This is a genomic window from Paenibacillus sp. Soil724D2 (genome assembly GCF_001427935.1).
In the GTDB taxonomy this organism is placed as follows: Bacteria; Bacillota; Bacilli; order Paenibacillales; family NBRC-103111; genus Paenibacillus_E.
In genome coordinates, this window is record NZ_LMRY01000005.1 from 50,041 (window position 1) to 71,079 (window position 21,039).

14 protein-coding genes and 1 riboswitch are annotated in these 21,039 nt (G+C 37.8%); of the genes, 4 read left to right on the forward strand and 10 right to left on the reverse strand.

Going from position 1 to position 21,039, the window contains the following annotated elements:
* Positions 1-14 precede the first annotated feature (14 nt).
* The 7 genes from ASG85_RS06985 to ASG85_RS39725 form a co-directional block, all read right to left on the reverse strand.
* Positions 15-2,264, reverse strand: a complete 2,250-nt coding sequence (locus ASG85_RS06985) for a dynamin family protein (RefSeq protein ID WP_060645751.1) — start codon at positions 2,262-2,264, stop codon at positions 15-17.
* Positions 2,265-2,291: 27 nt separating this feature from the next.
* Entirely contained in the window at positions 2,292-3,773 is a 1,482-nt protein-coding gene (locus tag ASG85_RS06990) for a dynamin family protein (protein WP_060645752.1), read from the reverse strand.
* Between the two features lie 109 nt (positions 3,774-3,882).
* Positions 3,883-3,969, reverse strand: a riboswitch (cyclic di-GMP riboswitch).
* Positions 3,970-4,937: 968 nt separating this feature from the next.
* Positions 4,938-5,678 carry a hypothetical protein gene (locus tag ASG85_RS06995; RefSeq protein ID WP_060645753.1) on the reverse strand — a complete coding sequence of 247 codons (741 nt, stop codon included), beginning with the start codon at positions 5,676-5,678 and terminating at the stop codon, positions 4,938-4,940.
* 65 nt (positions 5,679-5,743) lie between these two features.
* Positions 5,744-5,935 carry a hypothetical protein gene (locus ASG85_RS07000; protein WP_060645754.1) on the reverse strand — a complete coding sequence of 64 codons (192 nt, stop codon included), beginning with the start codon at positions 5,933-5,935 and terminating at the stop codon, positions 5,744-5,746.
* A gap of 220 nt (positions 5,936-6,155) precedes the next feature.
* Positions 6,156-7,037: a hypothetical protein gene (locus ASG85_RS07005; protein WP_060645755.1), complete on the reverse strand. Its 882-nt coding sequence runs from the start codon at positions 7,035-7,037 to the stop codon at positions 6,156-6,158.
* A gap of 16 nt (positions 7,038-7,053) precedes the next feature.
* The gene (locus ASG85_RS07010; protein WP_060645756.1) at positions 7,054-9,237 is read right to left on the reverse strand and encodes an AAA family ATPase; all 2,184 of its coding nucleotides are present in this window, start codon (positions 9,235-9,237) and stop codon (positions 7,054-7,056) included.
* A gap of 317 nt (positions 9,238-9,554) precedes the next feature.
* Positions 9,555-9,884: a helix-turn-helix domain-containing protein gene (locus ASG85_RS39725; RefSeq protein WP_321166567.1), complete on the reverse strand. Its 330-nt coding sequence runs from the start codon at positions 9,882-9,884 to the stop codon at positions 9,555-9,557.
* A gap of 798 nt (positions 9,885-10,682) precedes the next feature.
* Here ASG85_RS39725 and ASG85_RS07020 point away from each other — a divergent pair.
* From ASG85_RS07020 to ASG85_RS07035, 4 genes are all read left to right on the forward strand, one after another.
* Positions 10,683-11,480, forward strand: a complete 798-nt coding sequence (locus ASG85_RS07020; protein WP_060645757.1) for a hypothetical protein — start codon at positions 10,683-10,685, stop codon at positions 11,478-11,480.
* Between the two features lie 274 nt (positions 11,481-11,754).
* Entirely contained in the window at positions 11,755-13,074 is a 1,320-nt protein-coding gene (locus ASG85_RS07025; RefSeq protein ID WP_060645758.1) for a tyrosine-type recombinase/integrase, read from the forward strand.
* 15 nt (positions 13,075-13,089) lie between these two features.
* On the forward strand, positions 13,090-14,193 hold the full coding sequence (locus ASG85_RS07030; RefSeq protein WP_060645759.1) for a tyrosine-type recombinase/integrase: 1,104 nt from the start codon (positions 13,090-13,092) through the stop codon (positions 14,191-14,193).
* A gap of 17 nt (positions 14,194-14,210) precedes the next feature.
* Positions 14,211-15,143, forward strand: a complete 933-nt coding sequence (locus ASG85_RS07035) for a tyrosine-type recombinase/integrase (RefSeq protein WP_060645760.1) — start codon at positions 14,211-14,213, stop codon at positions 15,141-15,143.
* Positions 15,144-15,429: 286 nt separating this feature from the next.
* Here the strand turns inward: ASG85_RS07035 and ASG85_RS07040 are convergent, their stop codons facing one another.
* The 3 genes from ASG85_RS07040 to ASG85_RS07050 are packed head-to-tail and all read right to left on the reverse strand — an operon-like array spanning position 15,430 to position 20,996.
* Complete coding sequence (locus ASG85_RS07040; RefSeq protein ID WP_060645761.1) at positions 15,430-15,873, reverse strand: (deoxy)nucleoside triphosphate pyrophosphohydrolase; 444 nt, start codon at positions 15,871-15,873, stop codon at positions 15,430-15,432.
* Between the two features lie 13 nt (positions 15,874-15,886).
* On the reverse strand, positions 15,887-19,033 hold the full coding sequence (locus ASG85_RS07045; protein ID WP_060645762.1) for a DEAD/DEAH box helicase: 3,147 nt from the start codon (positions 19,031-19,033) through the stop codon (positions 15,887-15,889).
* A gap of 55 nt (positions 19,034-19,088) precedes the next feature.
* On the reverse strand, positions 19,089-20,996 hold the full coding sequence (locus tag ASG85_RS07050) for a 3'-5' exonuclease (protein ID WP_060645763.1): 1,908 nt from the start codon (positions 20,994-20,996) through the stop codon (positions 19,089-19,091).
* Between the last annotated feature and the right edge of the window lie 43 nt (positions 20,997-21,039).

The window sequence follows — 21,039 nt, forward strand, 5'->3', positions numbered from 1 at the left end:
CGAACAACTCTCCCTTAGATTTCTAGAATTCGATCCAAACGTATAACAAAGTCTTGCAACCATAATCTCTTTTCATGATCCTCTTTCAGCTTCTTCTCCAACACTTCATTGTTACTTGATAACTCCTCAATTTCCTTAACTTTTAACAACAGCAATTTTTCCAACCGATCAATCTCTGTATTAAAGAATGTTTTTAATTTTTGCTCTTCTATGTGCAGATACTTTTCAGCTTCCTTAACATTTTGAAGAAGTTCTTTTTTTGCTGGGTACAGAACCTCTTCGGCAATTTTATCTACGTCCACAAATATTTTTGTTTTGTATACGGTTTTATAATAGCCTTCTCCCCAAGAGAAAGGATTCCACCAAGAAGAAGTGCTAACCCATGTTTCTCCGTCAGCTACAGACTTGGAATACTTGAGATCTTCCATCAGTGAGTCCACCTGCGGGATATATGCTTCGAAAATTTGGAACTCGTCTGCTTGAATAGCGTCTCCACTAACTTCAATTAAATCTTTTACATAACTCCTATACTCCTCAAGCAGCTGTTCGGCATCATTTTGCATGGTAGCTAAAATGATTAATTCCAGATCGGTTTTAATATCACTCTGCAGAGAAGAAATATCTTCTAGCAGCCTATCTATAATTTGTTTCGCTCTATTCTCTTCAATACTACCTTCATTAATAAAGTGAGCTGTAAAATTATCAATCTTTGTTTCAACTTTCCCTTCAACACGACGAATCACAGGATGAATCTCATATTTTTTGCGATTAATTCTTTCTTTAAAAACAGCAGCCTTTTGTCCTTTAGCTATTTCCTCTTGAATACGGTTCATTTGTCGATTAATATTGTTACGCAACTGCTCGTTTGTAGCCATTTCAGTTTGAAGATTTTGCTCCAGACGCTTCCCTTCAACAACATCTTTAAACGAACTAACGGCCGCCGTAATTTTCGATGTCACTGCATACTTATCCAGGTATTCATTGATAGCTTCTTCTATGGACGGAATACCGGAGTGTATCAGTGCCTCACTATAGGTATCCTGTTCTCTCTTGGCTCTATGAATGTCATCTATCAACTTTTGCTTCTTGGTGTTGCTTAACGGAGCATACTTAACCAAGTGCATTTGGGGCTCATCGATAAAAAAGTCATGTGAATTCAAAATTTGCTGCTGTTTCCGTGTAAGATTTATACCGTTCTGATGCATCCGGATGACTTTGGCACTCTCAGCAGAAACAGGAAATATATTAGGATTCTCAATTCCCTTATCTTGAAGATATTGTTTAACGTCATTTAATGTATCTTCAATGGTTTCCCTCTCTGGATCGAAAAGATCAATTTTATTAACTGCAAAAATAAACCTGTCCTTCGACTGCTTTCCACCGCTCTTCATTTGCTCGGCAACAATAGTTAACAAGTTATTATCGTCATCGGTACTTAGCTGAGTTGAATTCAAAACATATAGAACCAATGGTTTAGTTTCATTTTTGATAACGCGATACGTATGATCCTTATGTGCGCTGTTTCTAGAATTGTTAGGTCCTGGTGTATCTACAAGAATTAAATTCATTCTCTTCGATGATATGTAAGGGATTGATCCTTCAATTTCGATATGGGACACTTCTTCATTATCATTGAAGTGCTTCATCCGCTCACTATCAAGAGGCTGCAGCGGCTCATTTTCTTTACCATCCTTATCATAGCAGCGTCCGATGAACTCTTCCCGTCCAGGCACATTTTTAATACTAGCAATGGTCGCCGTACATGCAGCTTGCTTGGATGGCATAAACTCTTTTCCCAATAAGGAGTTGATTAATGTTGATTTTCCTGAACTCATCGTCGCAATTACAGCAATTTCAAAATCTGTACTAAGCGCTTTGTCAAAATTTTTCCTTATGACCTCGCTGCGTAGTTCATCAAACGGACCTCTCTGCATATCTCCCACTAGCTCGGTTAATTCACTTATTTTATCTTGTCTTCCTTCTGCCGGAATATGATCAAGTTGGATAGCGGCAAGTCGTTTCTGATTATATTTCATACAAGCTTCTCTTATATCGTCGAAGTCCGGTAATGTACCCTGAAATACAATTTTAAATTCCGTTTCGTTAAGCTCGCCAATTAAGATATCAATCAATTGGTCCAACCAAACCTGTAACCGTTCATTATAAAATTTGACCAGCCTGCTGTCTTGGCTGATGTTTTCCCCATCAAATAAAATCTTTGTTTCCACTTTATAGGGATTATATCTTAAAAATACTTCTGTCATTTATGTCACCTTCCGTAATTTGATTTCTCAACTGGTTAACTGTAATAAAAAGCGCTCCAACAAGCCAATACCAGTTTTATTCAGAGCTTTTTGTAAGGATTGTGAGCTAAGCACAATATTACCGACTTGGACATCGATGTGGCTTTGAATTTTAACTTCAGAGATGGATAAAGAGCTATTAAGATTTCTTGCGATAACATTCATATCATATTCAGGAATTTGAAATAAACTATAAAAGGAGAGAAGATCTCTTGTTTCTTTTCTTGTAAGCTCTCTTCCTTCCAGTGCATAAGTAAACAAGCTTGCTGCATAAGCTGAGATTGGAATTACAGTTGGAGATTTAACGCCATGATCGGTGATGTATTTGATTGCAATATTCAAAGAGTCAAACATGTCGTCATCAGCATCCAAATCCAGTTGATCCACCTTGTTCAGCAAAAAGATAATATTCTTATCTAGCGCTACTTTTAAAACATTTTTCAATAGAATGCTATCATCCTCAGATGCAAGGTTAGTTACGTTTAATACATATAAAATCATATCAATGTCTGCTGTTTGTAATATATTATACGTAATTTCACCGTGCTCCCTATCCCTCGAATTATTAGTGCCAGGCGTATCCATAAACGATATCTTATGTCCCTTGAGCTCAGAATACGAATGTACTCTGCCTTCTAACTGAATCCTACTCACATCGGGATTATGGTTCCAATCAGTAACATCGGAATAAGTTACATCCCTTCGACTATCTAATAAGGTCCCGGAAGCAACACCAACCTCTTTCCTTAACACAGGGTTATTGGTAAACTCAACTATTTTGGATGTGCATGCTTTATTTTCAGATGGAAACATCTGTTTACCGATAAGAGCATTTAATACGGTCGATTTCCCAGAGCTCATTGTAGCGATAATTAATACTCTCGGTTGTTTGATCAGATCAAAGTTTCGATGTTCTTGTATAATATGATAGAAATAGGACAAGCAAGATAACTTTTTATTTTCCAACAAACTATTCACATTTTCATGTGCTAGAATCTTTAGTAATATCAGCCTGATTTGAACAGTTGTTGAAGGTGCAATTTCGAACAAGTCAGAATAAAGTTGTATTATTTTATTATGGTAAAACTGTTCAAAATTAGAGAGATTCAGAAATAATAGTTCAGCCAGCAAAAGTATGCAGTAATTGGCCTCAATAAATTTCCATTTAAGTAACCAGTTCTTATCGTAACCTATGAGTCTAATTCCCTTTTGTAGTAAATCAGTTTCGTTATTAGAACTAAGGTCCATAAACTTATCAAAGTCATGTTCTGTGATATGAAAAGCAGTCTTATAAGAATTCATAATATCTAAAATCTGCTCATTGTTTCTTTTACTTGATTTCAAAGCAATATAGATAAATACGACATATGAATATCGAATTGAATAATTTTCTTTGAGAATGGGATGTTTATCCAAATTAATCTTAGAAACCATCGATTCCAGTTCATAGTCTAGACTGGTAAATTCCATTGTACTTCCAGCCTCCTTTAAGATTGAAAATTAATAATTTTCGGTTTATTCTTGAAATTCGAAAAAAACATCACACGCAAGTGTGATGAGTTAATTTGGACACACCACTTTAGGCAACTCGGCCACCATAGAGTAGCTCATCCTTAGGCCCGAAGCTTTGCGTCCTTACTTTTCAATAAGCTTGCTATTGTCTAGTAGTTATTAGAAGCTCCTAGTTATTTACAGTATAGGTCTAAAGACTTAACCAGTCAACTAAATATTACAACTTTCGGCATGGTTCCCCAAGTGGGAGGCGGAGTTTTGACGAACGAAACTGAAGATATGCTACCAATGATTTACACACCTTAAGAAGCTTGAATGCTGTGCTTCTTGTACCTAGTAATAGCATTTACATACGCAATAGCAAATGAAATTTTGAAGTAATCATACATAATTGCATTTTGTATAATTGGAGCTAAAATCTATCAATAATTTCCTTCATAAACTTTCTTCTGAAATGCTGAATTTATTATTGATAATGTGGAAGGGCTTCCATAAGTGGCGTTCGTATAGCGATTCGTGACAAAAAAATCAATTCAGTGAAGACCTTTTTAAATGCAGCAAACCTACGGGTCTATTATTTATTCACTGTTGGCATTAATTCAAGACTACGGAATAGTGACATGCTGAACTTAAGGGGAAGTGATGTCGTTGAAAAAGATGAACTATCGGGGCGCTGATTTGTATACGGGAGAAGAAGACAAATAAGGTGAGGGATTTCCAGTGATGTGCCCAGCGAGGCATTGAAGAGTACCTCGCTGCACGAAAAAACTATTCAGATGCCAAACCACTATTTATTCCCCGAAATCAGCACACTGGTAAAATCCCTTTGCAACGGAATCAAGAATGGGCCTGGGACACATACCCTACGGTAAACATTTGGCTACCATTAATATGATTCAAATACTTCTCAATCAAACAACTCCTAATTCGATAACTTGACTGACATATGTTAGAGAAAAGCTTGTTCTTACATATACCCTGTAAGGTAAAAATTACTGAATTCTTGGTCTCTATTATCATCGAAACAGCATCAGTAAAATGGATTTATGGTCTTCCTTGCTATATCATAGTTTGTTCGGAGAACTTAGTTCTGAAAATTGAGTTATCAAATTATTAAGCGGGCTAAAGTTTTAATAATTTATAATTAATATATGCTTTGAGTAATCTTGGTTGCATTAAAAAAGGGAATAGTGCAACTTTTAACTTTTCAACTATATCTTTCCCATTAGATGAGTCAACAGGAAACAAATTAATTATTTTCAAATAATCCATAGTTAATAAAGTAAGAACTATCCAAAAAATTGATTCATTAAAATCGAGCGCAACCTTATATGTATTCAGTATTGTTTTATCTTTTTTTACACGAATAACAAATGGTAAGGAAAATATAAAAAATGATAAAATTATAGCTATAATAAAGAACCATTTACCAGCTACTGAACTAGTATCGATAAAATATACTAAAAAAAAGGTAGCAACAAAAGGCACGCAGAAAAAATTTACTATTGAAGATAGAGCGACTGATTTATTAATTCTCTCTTGTTTCAGACCAAGGAAGCAAAATGATATTATTAACAGAAATATGTATGTTATTATATTTTCTGCATTAAATCTATCGCTACTCGATACAATAATAAATATGATACCTATAATTACACCTAGAAATAGTACAAATCCATTAAGTAACATACGTCCGACCGTAATAAGAATCGTGATAAGTACATTAATTATTTTAGTTATCAATTTCCCAAAAACAAAAATGTATTCACTTATTATTCTAGTTAATTTTTCATGTATAGCAGATCTTGCATTTTCAGAAATACGTTCTATTGTTTCTTCAAGTCTAATAAGCCATTCTTTCATTGAGTTCTCCTCTAAAGATTTAGTTAATATTCAATTTTATTAATAATTCATAATCATTTTAGATCTCATAATAACATCTTCAATTTCCTCGAATTAACAATAGTTTGGGTCATATAAAGCAGCGAGTATAAATCCAATGAATAAATATAATGGCGAATAGGCAAAGTATCCATGCCAGACTTTCTTATTTTTTCAATCCATTTCAACGCGGCATCTTTTCCGATTTCACGATTCTGCATCGCAAACTCTATAGTCATTGGCAGGATCTCGTATTATATCGCATGCGAGTCAAAAATGAGAATTTCATAGAGGCAGTTACAATCCGCTTCGTGCATCGATTTCAATTTTGCATGTCCCACCAGTTAACTTGCTCACTGATTACCCTTCTAGAGTCGCTTCCTTGTAAATATCGGTCCTAATCCCTGATTTCATACCAGTAGATGAACATATTCTAGGGAATTAGTGTTTTTATAACAGTCACGAAACTGAATTAATTGGAGTTCTTAACCTGGCTCGATAGGCCTCAATAAATGGATCAATCATTTGCCTTGCTAGTGCTACATATTCTTGCTTTTCATCCAAAAAGCTTTTTAATGCATTTAAATCAATCTTAAGCTTCTCTTCATAAATGTTTACTAGCGCTTCTGCCCCAGGAGTATTAATAAGTTTATCCATAAAAGATAACCCAAATTTAACATCGGAAATTGCTTTATTTATATTCTTTGCATGTGCTTCCCTTGCATCAGTTAAATCTTTTCTTCTCAGCCCATATGTTTCAATTGAAACCATTCCCATGAAGCTTTTACCTAAAATAATACCATCCTCAAGGAACGTCAAGTGCTCTTCTGGTGAATCAATACATGGATTTAGTAATAACCTAATTTCATATGGTTCATATCCAACTTTCTTTGCTCTAGCTGATTCATTTGCAATTGGAAAGAGGTTAGCTTTACCCAACAGAAACTCTTCATCGTCGTCATCAACCTTGTGCGTTCTATGTCTATTACAATCGATACAAGATGGCAGGAGATTTTCCCAGTCTGAAGCTAGCCAATAATAGCCTGGTTTCACTAAAATACCATCAATAACAACGCCACCTTTAGGCCTGTAATGTTCTACATCCACAGGCTGAACTTTAGCATAATTACTCTCGCAATACGCACACTTCTTATGAAACAATTTATTAAAAGCGTCTTTAATTTCTTCATGCTGATAGGCTTTATAGTCTTTATACGTTTTCTGATGATTATTTTCATCTGAATAGAATCTTATAAAATCTTCGCGTTCTTTAACTCCTATTGAGTTCGGTTTAGTCAAACACTTCGGAGCATTAATTCTTGATTTATCAATAAAAATCATTTTGTCCACCAACTTATCAAATTTCTTCCCAAATTTGAACGATTCGAGATAATGTTTCTTGTTTTAGATTCTCTGCTTCACCTTCTTTGATAATTTCTTTGTTCTTAGATATAAATTTATCTATTGCTTCGAACACTAGTTGCTCACGTTGATTCTCGCCTAAAAGTTTCAAATTATTTAATAGCTCTCTATTTCCCTCAAGTTCAGTTTTCTCATTCTCACTCAAATGATCTTTTGATAGGAGTTGATAATATCTGTTGAAGACTATTTCGATTTCAGGGTCAATGGTATTGTTCAGACCAAAGTAATCTGAAGTTAGTAATTGGTCAACCCTCAAACCTTCAGGGTACGGCAGATCAGCGAGTGAATAAATATTCCCTTTTATGTTTCGTCTAAGCACCATTATCTCATCTTCTTTTAAACCTCTTAAAGTAAGTGGCTCATGGCTTGTCACGATAAATTGGAGTCGAGGGAAAACTGATCTTAGACGCTGTACGATTTGCATTTTCCACCTTGGATGCAAATGCGAGTCTATCTCATCAATCAATACTATTCCCTGAGCATACGTACTATCTTTCCAAATTTTTTGTAGAATCATCATTATGTCGCATGCTAATGCGGTGATTGTTCTATAACCGTCACTCATCTCATTAAGTGGTACTCCCGATCCAAACATCGTAGTATAAATAGCCTCTTGGTTACTTTTTTTTCTCTTATAAATTCGATATGTATCTGTTAATGTAAATAACCTTTTTATAGCAGCAACTGCATCTTTAAATCTTTCATTTTTCAAACTTAACAGAAACTTCTCTGAGTTTATTAGTGGAACTCTAGGATTAAACAAGTTCTCACACCGGGCAAGGTCTCCGCTATATGAAATATCTTCGTCTTCCTCTGTAAATAATCTAGTAGAACCATAACCTAGAAGAAGCACAGGAGGTTCCTCAATGTTACCTTTAAATAAGCTTGAAGTTTCGTCAAAAAATAGTTCAATTGGGGCTTTACGATTGTTCAAATAAAGTTTTACAAATCCACGTTTAGTGCCCTTTTTCAAATATTTCTTTGCATCTAGACCTAGCCTAGCTCTATTAATACTCCCCATTAATGTTAAAGCAATAGCTTTGAGAATGGATGTCTTACCTGTGCTATTTTCTCCTAATATCATTAACCACGGCGCATTCTCATCATTTTGATTGGGAAAATTAATGATTAGGTTTCCTATATTTTTAAAATTGCAAATTTCAATTTTTTGTATTATAAGTCTTTTAGTAAAATAATTCTCTAGCTTTGTTTTTTTGAGCAGGTCATAATCTTCCGTCTTTAAAACATAATCTACATATGTATTTAGTTTCTTTTTTATGCTCTCATGAGATATACTTTTACGTTTATTAATGATTTCTTGCCATTTAATTCCATAGTTAAATGTTAGAAGTACTTCTGGATTCTCAGATAGTTTTGTAAGGATGAAAAGCCGCTTTATTAACAAAAATTCATCTTTATCATTATTGAATATGGATAACAAATATTCCTCTACCTTTTGGTAAAATAGAATGTCCTCATTACTTAAATGTTGATTTCTTTTTAAACGAGTATTTTTCGTGAGTGAATTCCAAAGTTTAATCAAATTATCTATTTCTTGTTTTCTTTTATCCTTTAATGTTTTCCTGTTTAAGTTAAATACATCAATGGTAATTCTACCTATATCTGTATCACTGAATAAAAGTCCGGAATTGTAATCACAAAGTAAAAATTCTTCAGGGTTGTCAACACATGGGTCAAGCAATAACCGTACTTCAGATTCAAGAGGCTGGAACCTTTGTGCTCTCTTCCCCTTAACAGGGAAAAGGTTCCCTTTGTTAATATTACATTCCTTACATATTAAATATAGGTTGTTCCAATCATATCTTAACCACCAATAATGGGTGCTACTAATTTGACCTTTCAAGTTCATAGCATTAATGCTTGGTCTAAATCTCTCAACATGCCACACCGAAGGATTGTCTAGTTTTAATTCACAGAACGCGCATTTATTATGAAAAGCCTTTGCTAGCTGCTTAGCTATTATCTTGTACAGTTTATAATTGGGCTTGAACTGTTCCAAGGTTTCCTCTTGAAAAAAGTTATGCATTAAGTCTTTTTCTACTATGAATTCCTGAGAATAAAATATGTTCGGTTCTGGAATTCTTTTAATCGAGATCAAATGTACCACCCCCTAATTTATTCCAATTTTTTATTATCTATTTAAATAGTTTGATTCTAACTTCCTGTCTAAATCACTTCCTTCGTCAGATATATTCAACACAAGATTGCAAACCCCTCCAAAATATAACAAAATCCCCCAAGAAATTCTCAGGAGGTTCTAGTCAAATAATAGTGATTAGCATTATAACACCATTTTATCACCATACCGTTTTTATTTAATGCCTGAAACCAAAATAAACTGTTTAAATATAGACCAGACTTAAGAACCTATATAAACCGTTTCACACTGCATAATTCACTTCAACCTATATATATCTATGTTTTATATTGACCGCTATTGATCCAAACATCAATTGCTTCTTTATGAAACAATATTCTTCTACGTATTCTTATGTAAGGGATTTGACTCTCCCTAACCATGGCATATATGCAATCCGTAGAAACTCCCAAGTAATGAGATAACTCTAAAACGGAAAATACCGACTTTACCGAATCATTTTTCTGTTGAGTCGAAATGGGCATCGGAGATACATTTGACACTTGTATGTCACTAGGAGAATCAATAGTAAGTTCATCCAGTAACATCTCTTCTAATTCCAATAGTCTTTTTAATAACTTAATTTGGAGCAAAACATGCTCTCTCATTAGGCTTACCTCCCACTTTGCACTTTATTAAACCTTGATGATTCGAACCTAACTGTTCAATGCTTAATTTTTTGTCCCCGTTTAATTATTAATTTAATTAGTATAAAATTATCCAGAGCATCCCCTCGCTCATGTCCGTTCCCGACGGAAGGAGATGTCGACTCCCCGTTGATAATAGGTATTGTTCAAGCGCGCCTTGCGTTTACAAGTCAAGACTCACCTCAAGTCTGACTAGTAGGAGCATTATGAAGAATATATAAATAGGATCTTCATGCCCTTTTAAACACACCAACCTTAATAACTTTGTATGGTTAAGGTTGGTTTTTACTGGGACTTGTTAGATTCTAATGGGTTGATACCTGCCAAATCATCGCAACATCCCACATAACTAATAACTTTAGGAATGAACAGTGATGATTGGTGATTACTTTATGAATAAGTTTAGCTAATTTAGGTGGGAATATTTTTTGTAGCCATGCAAGTTTGTTTGAATTTAGAGTTACTTTGGGCTCATGCTTCCCATTTAAGGAACTTATACAGATTGTAATTTTAATAAGGTTTCATATTATACACATAGCCTTGGTAATTGGATGCAATATGCGCAAAAACCCAATAAGCCGGAGGTGTATTCCATATTAGATACTTGAGATACTTTGACGTTGGGGGACCTTGTTCATCACTTAAGGCTACCTTATATGCAATGATTTCCCATTCTCAATTTATTAGATACTCACTCACTTATGTGAGTGAAACAGCACACACTTCACAACATTGTTATGATATTTGTGGTGAATGCAAATGAGTGCAAACGATGAATATTGGAATCTGCCTATTCTAAAAGCGCGAGAATTTTTGAGTACTACGGATAAAATTAAAAAAGCGGAATGTCGTACCTATCTACTTAAAGCAAACTATCGTTTATTGTTTCGTATTCAAATCTACAAATCGCTTTGGGAACAGCTACTCCTATATCCAGATGTCTTCTTCCGAAGACTGCTTTATGCGAATTCGTACGATTTAAGCCAACAAATGATAAGTGAAGGAACGGGGATTGCGTCAGGAACCGCTCATAACCTACTAAACACGAGTAAGCAACCACCTCTTAGTGTCCTTCATACTTATGCGGTGATGTGTAACGTCCCTTGGCAAACACTTGTGGAACAAATACCTCATGAGAAATCTTTTTCTGTTCCAACAGAATATTGGTTCTACGGGGCAGCAGATGAGAAACGGATTGATGAACTGAATGAAGAGAAAAATCGAGTTCTGAGCATTCGAGGTTACGTGATTAATGATCCCCTTTCCCTTTTCGAGGGAGAAAATTGCCCTATTACGGCAAGATGGGTTAGAAGCTATCCAGAAATGGAATACCTCGAATTTCATTTGAGCCACGAACCGGCTCTTTACCCTCAAAAGAAGAATATCATCCGTAACATGTTTCCATTCGCTACGCATCTTGTGACAACTTATACCCCTTTACGACCAAATAGACGGTCATTTTGGATTCTGGGCCCAAAACCAAAAAAAGAGACTGCATTTGAGGAATTGTTAAAGGTTATCGAAATGCGTGACCATACCTTAGTGATCCCCTTTTAAAATTTCATAGCTTTTGCCCCCTTTACGGTTGCTTTTCTCACGTTGATGAGTGTTTAAATACAATTCATCATCATGGTTAGGCTAGAGCTATTACCCTAAAGGAGGCCCAAACTATGCAGACTCCGCACTCAGAAAAACAACTTAACTTGGAAAATCAAGACCACTTCAATCAAGAAGATATTTTGCCGAAAAGATTCTTGATTTTTCAGGTATTTTTCCTACTCTCAATGACAATCATGATATTAGAAAAGTCACACGGGAGAAGGTGGAAATCATGCTGTATGCAGAGCAACTGCAGCCCGAAAACCAAAATACCGAGAATAACTCTCGCCTGGGACCACAAGGCATTAATCAATGGATCTGGGAGAACAGGGTACAACATGAAATTCCTACAAGCCTTTTACGGGAATATTTAAAACAAAACATGACAAACAGTCCGCTTGTCTTCTTACGGAAATTCGAACATGTACGAGATTTGTTGGTTAGCGTTACAAGATTCTATCAAATTACGATTGTTAACGTTCAAGATCAGCACGTACTTTATCCTGAGTTTCTGCGCTATGCAGCAGAGCATGCATCAAAAGACTACCATTGCGCACACCTCTTTCGTTTTTTGGTAAACACATCGATTGATCTGGGTTCGTTAGACAAAAAATTATCCATTGCTAAAGTACCGCCGCCCCAAGGGCTACCTCTCCATTCACGGATTCTTAGTTATCAGGCGTACCTAGAACAAAGAGGCCTGTCTCATGAATATATCCGGCATAATGTCGCTAGCATTCATCACCTTTTCTGCTGGCTTTGCGACAATATCCGAGGGTTTATAGAGACTTCTCCAAGCCAAATCACAATTTCCCTCATTCAAAATGAACATTTACTTGCATTTCGAACCTACCAACTAAAGGAAGTCAAGAAAGGATCCTGCAGTCCGGTCACGTTTAGTCACCGCATCTATGCGATCCGATCCTTTTTCAGCTATTTAAAGGAGCGTTTCGGCTACGCCTCCCCACTTCAAAGATTTCGAGCAATATGTGCTCCACGATATAAGCCTAGGGACACGCCGACAGATCAGCAGATCGAATCGTTCTTTCAAGTTGTGGACTGTTATGCAGATAATCCCATCCTAGAACAAATAGGATACCGTCTTCTTCTCGATCTTGGCCTGCGGTTATCCGAAGCGGCAAAAATCAATTGGAAAGATATTAACCTTGGTACCCGGACAATTGTAATTCGAAGCAAAGGTAAAAAGAGTCATACTCTGCCTCTTGCGGGAAGACTTTATCAACTTCTAATAGAAGCTCAGAAAATGTTGCCATCCCCCTGTTATCTTCTCGGAAATCGTCCGCAGTCCATTGAAAACCAGTTATACCGAAAGTATAAATTATATGCCATGATTGCCGAATGGCCATTTCCAGGAGGGGTTCATTTCTTCAGGCATATTTTTGTCACACGTTTAGCTAAAAGGGGCATTTTACCGCAAGCGTTGAAAGAATTGGCACGCGTAAAGCGACTTGATACCGTCAGCCTATATATGCATTTAGGAAGACAGGATCGATTTATGATTGATCAAATCAATAAGCTGAATTATAAGTAGAGAGGAGAACCAATCATGCCACTATTTGATGATGCCGTCTCTAAAGAAGCACTCCTCGAAGAATCAATCGCACAAATCGCAGATCAATATGGCCCCGATGCCTTTCAGCGCATGCTGCTTCGGTTTCTTCCGGCGAGCAACCTCAACGAAACACCCCATCAAAACCAAGAGGTATTGATGGATGATGCTGCCACTTATTATTTTGAGAGCGACTCATTTCAGAGTCTAGCTAAGTCTTCGCAGCAAGCTTATCGATATGAAATGGACCTGTTCATGCGGTATTGCAAGCACATGAAAGGTTGCAACCCAAACATCAAGGAAGTAGCTACTGCAGTTTTTCTGACTGAGTATCTATCCCCCGTTAAAAAGCTAAATACACGCAGCAAAAAGGCAGCTTTCTTACGAAGTTTCCTTGGTGAGGTTTTCTCAAACTTCTTTAACAGCAATATCGGGAAACTAAAACGAACTCTCTCCATCGAATTGGATCGGAACCATGAACCTCGCGCGTTTACCAAAGAGCAGCTGGATGAGCTTCTATGTAATGTCAGGCTAGGTAGAGAAGCGCATCGCAACTTCACAATTTTATGGACCTTTCTTGGCTCTGGCATTCGATTAACCGAATTGCTGAACTTGCAAATTGAGGATATCGTTCCCTCGCGGCAGGAAATTCTAGTCCGCGGTAAAGGAAAGAAAGGATTCAAGCAGCCAAGTAAAATAACCAAGTCATCGCTTGAAATACTTTGCGCTTACGTGAAGTTTCGCTATTGCGGTGTAATGGAAACGCCGGATTACCCTCAGCTGTTCATCTTTTCCGATGACAGGGGTAAATCCCCCCTTCATGAAAGCACCGTTCAAAAAATGCTCGCTTCCTTAATCAGTGAGGCAAGATCAATTCCAGAGTGCGACAAAAAACCGTACCAACTCTCCGTTCATTCTTTACGGCATTCGTTTGCCCTTTATCTGCTCGAGTCCGGCGTAAACATTTATACAATAAAAGAATTGATGCGCCATGCATGGCTCAGTTCGACGGAAGTGTATTTGAAACTATTTGACAGCATGCTAGTTACGGCGATCGATCAACACCCCCTTGCCCAGCTAAAAGCAAGCAATCTCTTTTGACACTGGAGGAAGTCTGTATGGGAATTCTGTTTCAGTCCGGCTATTTTCATTTCTGGAATGCTCATTTCAATTTGAGCAAAAGCACCAAAGAAAAATATATAACTGCTCTAAAGCGATTCGAAGCCTTCCTGCTTAAGGAAGGCTTCGAAGGTTTACTTGATTTTGATCGCTTTCATGCCAGTCGTGAACATTCCAACAGATACTTGCCTATTCAGCGAGAAGTATTTGACCGTTTTGTTATTGATTTAAAGAATAAGGGGTTATTGGATAGATTGATTGCGGAAACCATTACTCCGCTAAAACGTTTTTTTGAATTTCTTCATGATATGGATTTAATTGCGCATAATCCCCTTCTGGGTTACCCAAGGCCTAAATTTGAGAGCCCAATTCCAAATACTGCATTATCCCAAAAAGAGTGCCATGCCCTTCTTAAAGCTGCCTTGCGAAAAGACCCTTTTTACCGGCAAGAATTCGTATTTATTTGGTTCATGTTGATCACAGGCCTGCGCATATCAGAGGTCCGTTTCCTTCGGAGGAAAAGGCTCAATTTGGAGACAAGAATCGTACATGTATTTGAAGCGCAAAAAACCGAACAACTGCCTGTTGCGATTCCCAAAGACCTCAGAGAAGAGCTTAAACGATATACACAGCATCATGATTATTTAGAATATGCCAATCAGGGAGATGAATACTTATTCCATCAACAAGGAAAAATCATGTCAGTTCACGCGGTTAAACGAATGTTATCGGAATTAAGCCACGATGCCGGGCTTTCTAGGCACATACGCCCACATGATCTTAGAAGAACAGCAGGATATTTAATGCAAACCGGCGGAATGAATATCGTGGATATTCAACATCAGCTGCGCCATAAAAATTTGGCAACTACCTTGCGCTATGTTCCGTCCATAATCGATCTAGCCAGCATACTCGAAAATGACAATAAATAATATTTTAAATTATAGACCACCATATTATTTGTGTATTCACAACTTACTCGAAGTTTAGTGTGGAGTTGGCTTTGGCGGATTCGAATTTTTAGGGCTATTAAAGCCCCTTGTTATACACTTGGGGCATAAAGACTTAGCTATAACCTTACTTTTTGTTCCTCCCCTATATCGATTTGGTTAAAATTCTTGAAGAATTCATACCTGGACGTGAATAAACGGCTAGTGTTAATTTAAGGGGTTACTTTTTTTGCCAGAAAAAATAAAAGGGAACACACACGGTTTGCACTTAACTTTTAAAATTTTGCCCTTGATCACTTAAAAGTCGATACTCCTGAAATACCAGTCCTGATGTATTCGAAAGCATCTCAACAAACTTTATATCAGCTGGTGCAAATTCAAACCCCCTCAACTCTTCTAGCCGCATCCAACAAGACTCATCATGATCAACCAAAGCAATCTCGCCACCTACCAATCTCGCTCTATAAGCAATTAATTGAATATGAACCGCCCCATACCAATGATCATTCACTCCAAAAAAATCATACGGCTCAATCTCAATGTTCATCTCTTCCTTCAGCTCTCTCACCAAGCAAGCTTCCGGCGACTCGCCTTCCTCTAATTTCCCCCCTGGAAATTCCCATAGCCCTCCCTGTGACTTCTCAGGCCGACGTCGTGCTATGAGCAATAGCCCTTCTTCATTTTCTATAATCGCTGCAGCTACTCGAATCATTTCATCACACTTCCTATACGATGCACTTATTAGCAGCCGGCACCATCACGGGCGGCATCTCCTCTTTCAATCGCCAAACAAAGCTCATGGGCTTACTGCCCTCATGTTTCACATAGTCTACTTCCCCTAGGAAAACAAATGGTGACGTATTATCATGCTCTTCCTTATATTCACGAACAAATAGGGCGATTCGATTACCAGTCTCTCGGTGATGAATATACCTTTGCGCTGTTTTGGTATCCTCTGATATCCGGCTCTGGGTCTGCCAATGAAATAAACGCTCACTAATGGCATAGTCTTCATACAATGTCGAAGGTGAAAAATCCTTATCCGATTTATTTAATGTGATAAAGAATATATCCGTCTTCTTATCTTCAAAATATTTTACACCTTCTCGAAAAGCTGGTGCCTTCTCTTCATTCCAGAGTCCAAATGCCGCTAAAATCTGATCGGTAGAGTATTGGCAATGAATATCAATCGGGCACGCGAATGGAAAATCATGTTTCTTATCGACGAAATCGATGTGGGCATAGTTATATTTTAAAATTTCAATAATCTCATCCCGAAATGCTGGACTAGATAAAATAAATCTAACTCCTCTTTCTATATCAACAAAACCCTGCTTCTTAGGCTCTGCCCGATAAAAAGCATAATAGAACATGTTTAACATGAGATGCTCATCTTCTGTTTTTGGTTGCTTCTCTTCTTCTATGTACGAAAGCAAAAACTTCAATATTCTACGCGAGTTAAGATTTAGAAGTGTTGGAATACGTTTTACTAATTCTGTTGGAGGGAGCTCAAAGGGCTCTAGCACACCTGCTTCAATCATTAATCCCCTTAAAAATCTGTTACCGTTGCGACCACCGTATAGCTCATACAAAGAAATCCCATGATACTCAGTAAAATTCGTCAAGGTAAGTTTGAGTCCAGTATCTTCTTCAAAATACTTAATCTTATTAATCAAACTTCGACGATTGTTCGACGCCTGCTTCAAATTTCTTAGGATGTAGTCCTTCGCTTGTTTTTCAAGCTGAATAAAGCTCCCCCTAGGTAAGCTGGAGAATCCATTCTCGACATAGTGCTGCACGGAGTGTTTAGTTTTGCCTAACAGAGCCCGAAATTTCTCCTGATAGTTATACTCCTTATGCGCTTGCCCAATGAAGTCTAGAACGGTAAGACATTCTTTCCCCTCAGCCAAACGTAAACCACGACCAAGCTGCTGCAGAAAAACAGTCAAACTTTCCGTAGGACGTAAGAACAGAATGGTGTTTACTTCTGGAATATCTACCCCTTCATTGTAGAGATCCACTACAAAGATGAGCTTAATCTCACCTTTAATGAGCCGGCCCTTAGCCTGACTTCGTTCATGTTCATGAGAGTCACCGTGCAATGCAAGTGAAGGGATACCCGCTTCATCGAACACTTTTGCCATATATAGAGCATGCTCCACACTCACGCAAAATCCTAAACCTTTAACCTCGTCTAGGTCTGTCACATACTTTTTGAGACTATTTAAAATTTGTGTAGCACGGATCTTATTGCTTGTGTATAGGCCCTCTAGCTCTCGTAGATCATAGCCTCTGCGTGACCATTTCACTTGAGACAAATCCACGTGATCAGTTACTCCAAAATAATGAAAAGGTGAAAGTATTTTTCGGTCTATGGCGTCTGTTAATCGAATCTCGGCAGCAATGGTATGGTCAAAATAAGCTAATATATCCTTCCCGTCCATACGTTCAGGCGTTGCAGTCAAACCTAGCAAGATCTCTGGCTTAAAATGAGTGAGAAGCTTTTGGTAGGATGGCGCGGCAGCATGATGAAACTCATCTACAATAATAAAATCATAGAAGTTACTCGTCGTGATCTCTGCTAATTTCATCGAGTTGAAACTCTGAATACTGATAAACAGATGATCTACCGATTGTGCTTGGTTGCTACCAACATGCAGCTCCCCAAAATTAAGATCCTTCAAAATAAACCTGAAAGTATCACGGCTCTGCTTCAATATCTCTTCTCGGTGTGCAACAAAAAGAAGCTTTGCTCCCGGATTATTCGACCTATATCTCTTGAAATCAAAAGCCGAAATCACCGTCTTGCCAACACCTGTTGCAGCGACTAATAGATTCTTCATTCTCCCGTACAAGGTCCTCTGCGCCTCAAGCTTTTCCAAGACTTCCTTCTGGTAATCATAAGGCGTCAGGTCAAAATGGAAATGAAGAGCTTCATGCGCATTAATCTTCTTTTTCCCTAAAGCCTCCTGAAGTTGAGTCTCGTGTTCTACGTTCTCAGGAGAAAAGAGTTTAAATTCCCTATCATTCCAATAGCTCTCAAAAGTGGCCTCGATCTTTTTAAGCACATCATAGGAGTCCTTTTCTGTCACCTTCAAATTCCATTCCAAACCACTAGTAAGAGCAGGGTTAGAGAGATTGGATGAACCCACGTAAGCTGTTGAAAACCCAGTGTCTCGCATAAATACGTAGGCTTTCGCATGTAGTCGTGTTCTATCCGTGTCATAAGATATCTTAATTTGGGTATTGGAAAGCTTGCATAACTCTAATACAGCCTTGTAATCCGTTGCTTCCATGTAAGTAGTCGTAATCACACGAAGTTGCCCACCACTGGAAGTGAATTGCTCCAGCTGATCCATAAGACATCGAAGACCGCTCCATTTGATAAAAGATACTAACAAATCTATCCGATCGGCTGTCACGATTTCATTCTTTAATTCATTCATCATATTAGGTTCCGAGTGCGAACCTGTAAATAAAGAGCTTTGAGATAACGGTGTTGCCGGTCGAAGCACCTTTTCACTTTTAATACCACGAACATGATTAAGCTTTGAGTAAACGTATGTTAAGACTTCACCCTGCTCATCAAGCTGCAGCTCTTTGTACTCCTCTTGCCCTAGTGCTTCCTTCAGTGTAGCAATAATCTCATTGCAGGTTCTTACTTGAGCAAGCACAGCTTCTTCGTCACTACTTTGTTCCCGCACTGCCTTTAACGCTCTACGTGTTACCGCAGCTAAGTAATTGGACAATAGCTTTCTAGCTTCCTCAGCATCTATTTGCTCCTTGCCTATTTCATACAAAGCCGGATCCAAGGCTGATAACTGCTTATTTGTTATATTGTTTATGATTTGTTCGTAGAGACCTTGTTTCATGGGAGCACCTCTCTATAAAAAGAGCACCACAAGGGTGCACAATTTCCTTTCAGTCTTATACAGACTGTTTATGGGATGACGACTGCTGGTTTCTCTTCTGAATAACTTCGTCTAAGTATTTGGTGAATTTTGATTCCCCACTGTAAGTCAGGAACAACCACTCCAATGCCCGGGTCATGCCAATATAGAAGAGTGAGACCTCCCTTTCTTCTACTTCTTCAAGTGGAAACGGCATATTCTCAATGTTAATAATAAACACAGCCCGGAAATCGAGGCCTTTTGCACTGTCGATGGTAGATATCTTAACCTTATTTTCATCTCGCACAAAATTTCGTTTGGACTCCGTATTTTCTGTGATCCATGTATACGGCAATTCGTGCTGCTCCAAACTATTCTTTATTTCATCAATGTATGAGGTATGATGACTGTTTTTGACCCGATATAAAATGGCAATATCCTGAATAGGTATATTTTTCTGTTGGTGTAAGAATGTAATGGACTTGGATACAAAATTCATTTCCTCCTGAATATTGCGAAAACCTTTAATCATAGGCTCCGGCCCTTTTCTCTTCGTTGATTGCGGAGGGATGATCTCTACACCTTCTACTGAACCTACTTGAACTTTATTCTTTAACTGGGAATGTTCTTGATAAAACTCCCAAGCAAACTGAACAATTTGCGCGGTGTTCCGATAATTGATAGCAAGAATTTTAGATCGACCCCGAAAATCAAGACCAATATCTTGAGCCAAATTTGTTTTTTTTCTAAAAATGGATTGTGCACGATCTTCAACCAACAGCAACGATTGAGTATCTGGGTTTAAACAACAGCTTAACAGTTTCAACCAATCAGGCTCAAAATCCTGGCCTTCATCAATCATTATCGCATCGTAGATTGGAAGGATTGCTTCGTTATTGTTCACTTTATCCAGTAGTGTCGGTATTTCGCTATCTTTCATATGTAAACTATTTCTCAGCCACTCATGAAAATTATATACCTCTACTTTCGATTCTCTTTGACTATCCGACGATCCTAATTTGATAAGATCCAACAAATCTTCAGGCTCATCCATCATTCGCTGGATCATTTGTTTCAAGTTTCGTGATAACGGAATTCCGTAACAGAGCACAAGAATCTTCCAATCTGGATGAGCCTTGGCTAACATCTTAGCTCGACTGGCAAGAACAAGCGTCTTGCCGCTTCCGGCAACCCCTCGAATAAGCCTATGTTTATCGCCGATTTGCTTCGCCATATTTTCTTGATGAAGATCCATCGTTTTGATGTTATGTAGTGAGAGAAGCAACTGATCCTGATGTTTAATAGGAGGCCTATACTCAGCACTGATCCGTACTTCAGGAAACAGGTGGAATCGAATGGCTTGTATATCATCATTGGTTAAAATATTCTTCTTCCTGCTCCAAACAGTGAACATACCATGGATTTTTTCCATTAAAATCCCCTGAGAAAAACCATCCTCGTCAGGATCAATTTCATCCTTGCACAGGACATATTGAGGCTCAATAACTTGGTACAGATCATGTTTGATAAAATCCTCTTGCTTAAGTCGAGTAAAGACTGTACCGAAACCATAAGGAAATTTTAAATAAGAACTCGAGTCTTGTACGAGATTCTTATCTTTTTTCAGATGATCAGTGATTAAGCGGGCATTATCTCTAGCTTGTTTGAGTGGGCTTTTAGTTGTCACCAACTCACCCGCAGTGTTCCGCAGAGTCCACTCATCATGGTTAACTTGGTACAATGTACCTTTGGTATAATCCTTAACCTCAAGGATGACAAGGCCCAGATCAGGACCTATGATTACAAAATCTGGTCTTCTTCCCCTAATCTCAGGTTCATAATAAACAATATAGTCACCCGGCAAATGATCTCTTAAACTCTCGAACAAAATGCGTTCTCCAGCAGTTGCACTTCTCGGGATCGTCTCCGGCACCATATAAGCCATATTCTGTCTCTCCTAGTACGTAATACCTACTAGCACTATTATA

Coding starts and splice junctions, on each gene's coding strand:
- ASG85_RS07025 (WP_060645758.1), top strand. CDS start 11,755: ATGCTGTATGCAGAGCAACTGCAGCCCGAAAACCAAAATACCGAGAAT.
- ASG85_RS06990 (WP_060645752.1), bottom strand. CDS start 3,773: ATGGAATTTACCAGTCTAGACTATGAACTGGAATCGATGGTTTCTAAG.
- ASG85_RS07030 (WP_060645759.1), top strand. CDS start 13,090: ATGCCACTATTTGATGATGCCGTCTCTAAAGAAGCACTCCTCGAAGAA.
- ASG85_RS07045 (WP_060645762.1), bottom strand. CDS start 19,033: ATGAAACAAGGTCTCTACGAACAAATCATAAACAATATAACAAATAAG.
- ASG85_RS07040 (WP_060645761.1), bottom strand. CDS start 15,873: ATGATTCGAGTAGCTGCAGCGATTATAGAAAATGAAGAAGGGCTATTG.
- ASG85_RS07005 (WP_060645755.1), bottom strand. CDS start 7,037: ATGATTTTTATTGATAAATCAAGAATTAATGCTCCGAAGTGTTTGACT.
- ASG85_RS39725 (WP_321166567.1), bottom strand. CDS start 9,884: ATGAGAGAGCATGTTTTGCTCCAAATTAAGTTATTAAAAAGACTATTG.
- ASG85_RS07000 (WP_060645754.1), bottom strand. CDS start 5,935: ATGACTATAGAGTTTGCGATGCAGAATCGTGAAATCGGAAAAGATGCC.
- ASG85_RS07050 (WP_060645763.1), bottom strand. CDS start 20,996: ATGGCTTATATGGTGCCGGAGACGATCCCGAGAAGTGCAACTGCTGGA.
- ASG85_RS06985 (WP_060645751.1), bottom strand. CDS start 2,264: ATGACAGAAGTATTTTTAAGATATAATCCCTATAAAGTGGAAACAAAG.
- ASG85_RS07020 (WP_060645757.1), top strand. CDS start 10,683: ATGAGTGCAAACGATGAATATTGGAATCTGCCTATTCTAAAAGCGCGA.
- ASG85_RS07035 (WP_060645760.1), top strand. CDS start 14,211: ATGGGAATTCTGTTTCAGTCCGGCTATTTTCATTTCTGGAATGCTCAT.
- ASG85_RS06995 (WP_060645753.1), bottom strand. CDS start 5,678: ATGAAAGAATGGCTTATTAGACTTGAAGAAACAATAGAACGTATTTCT.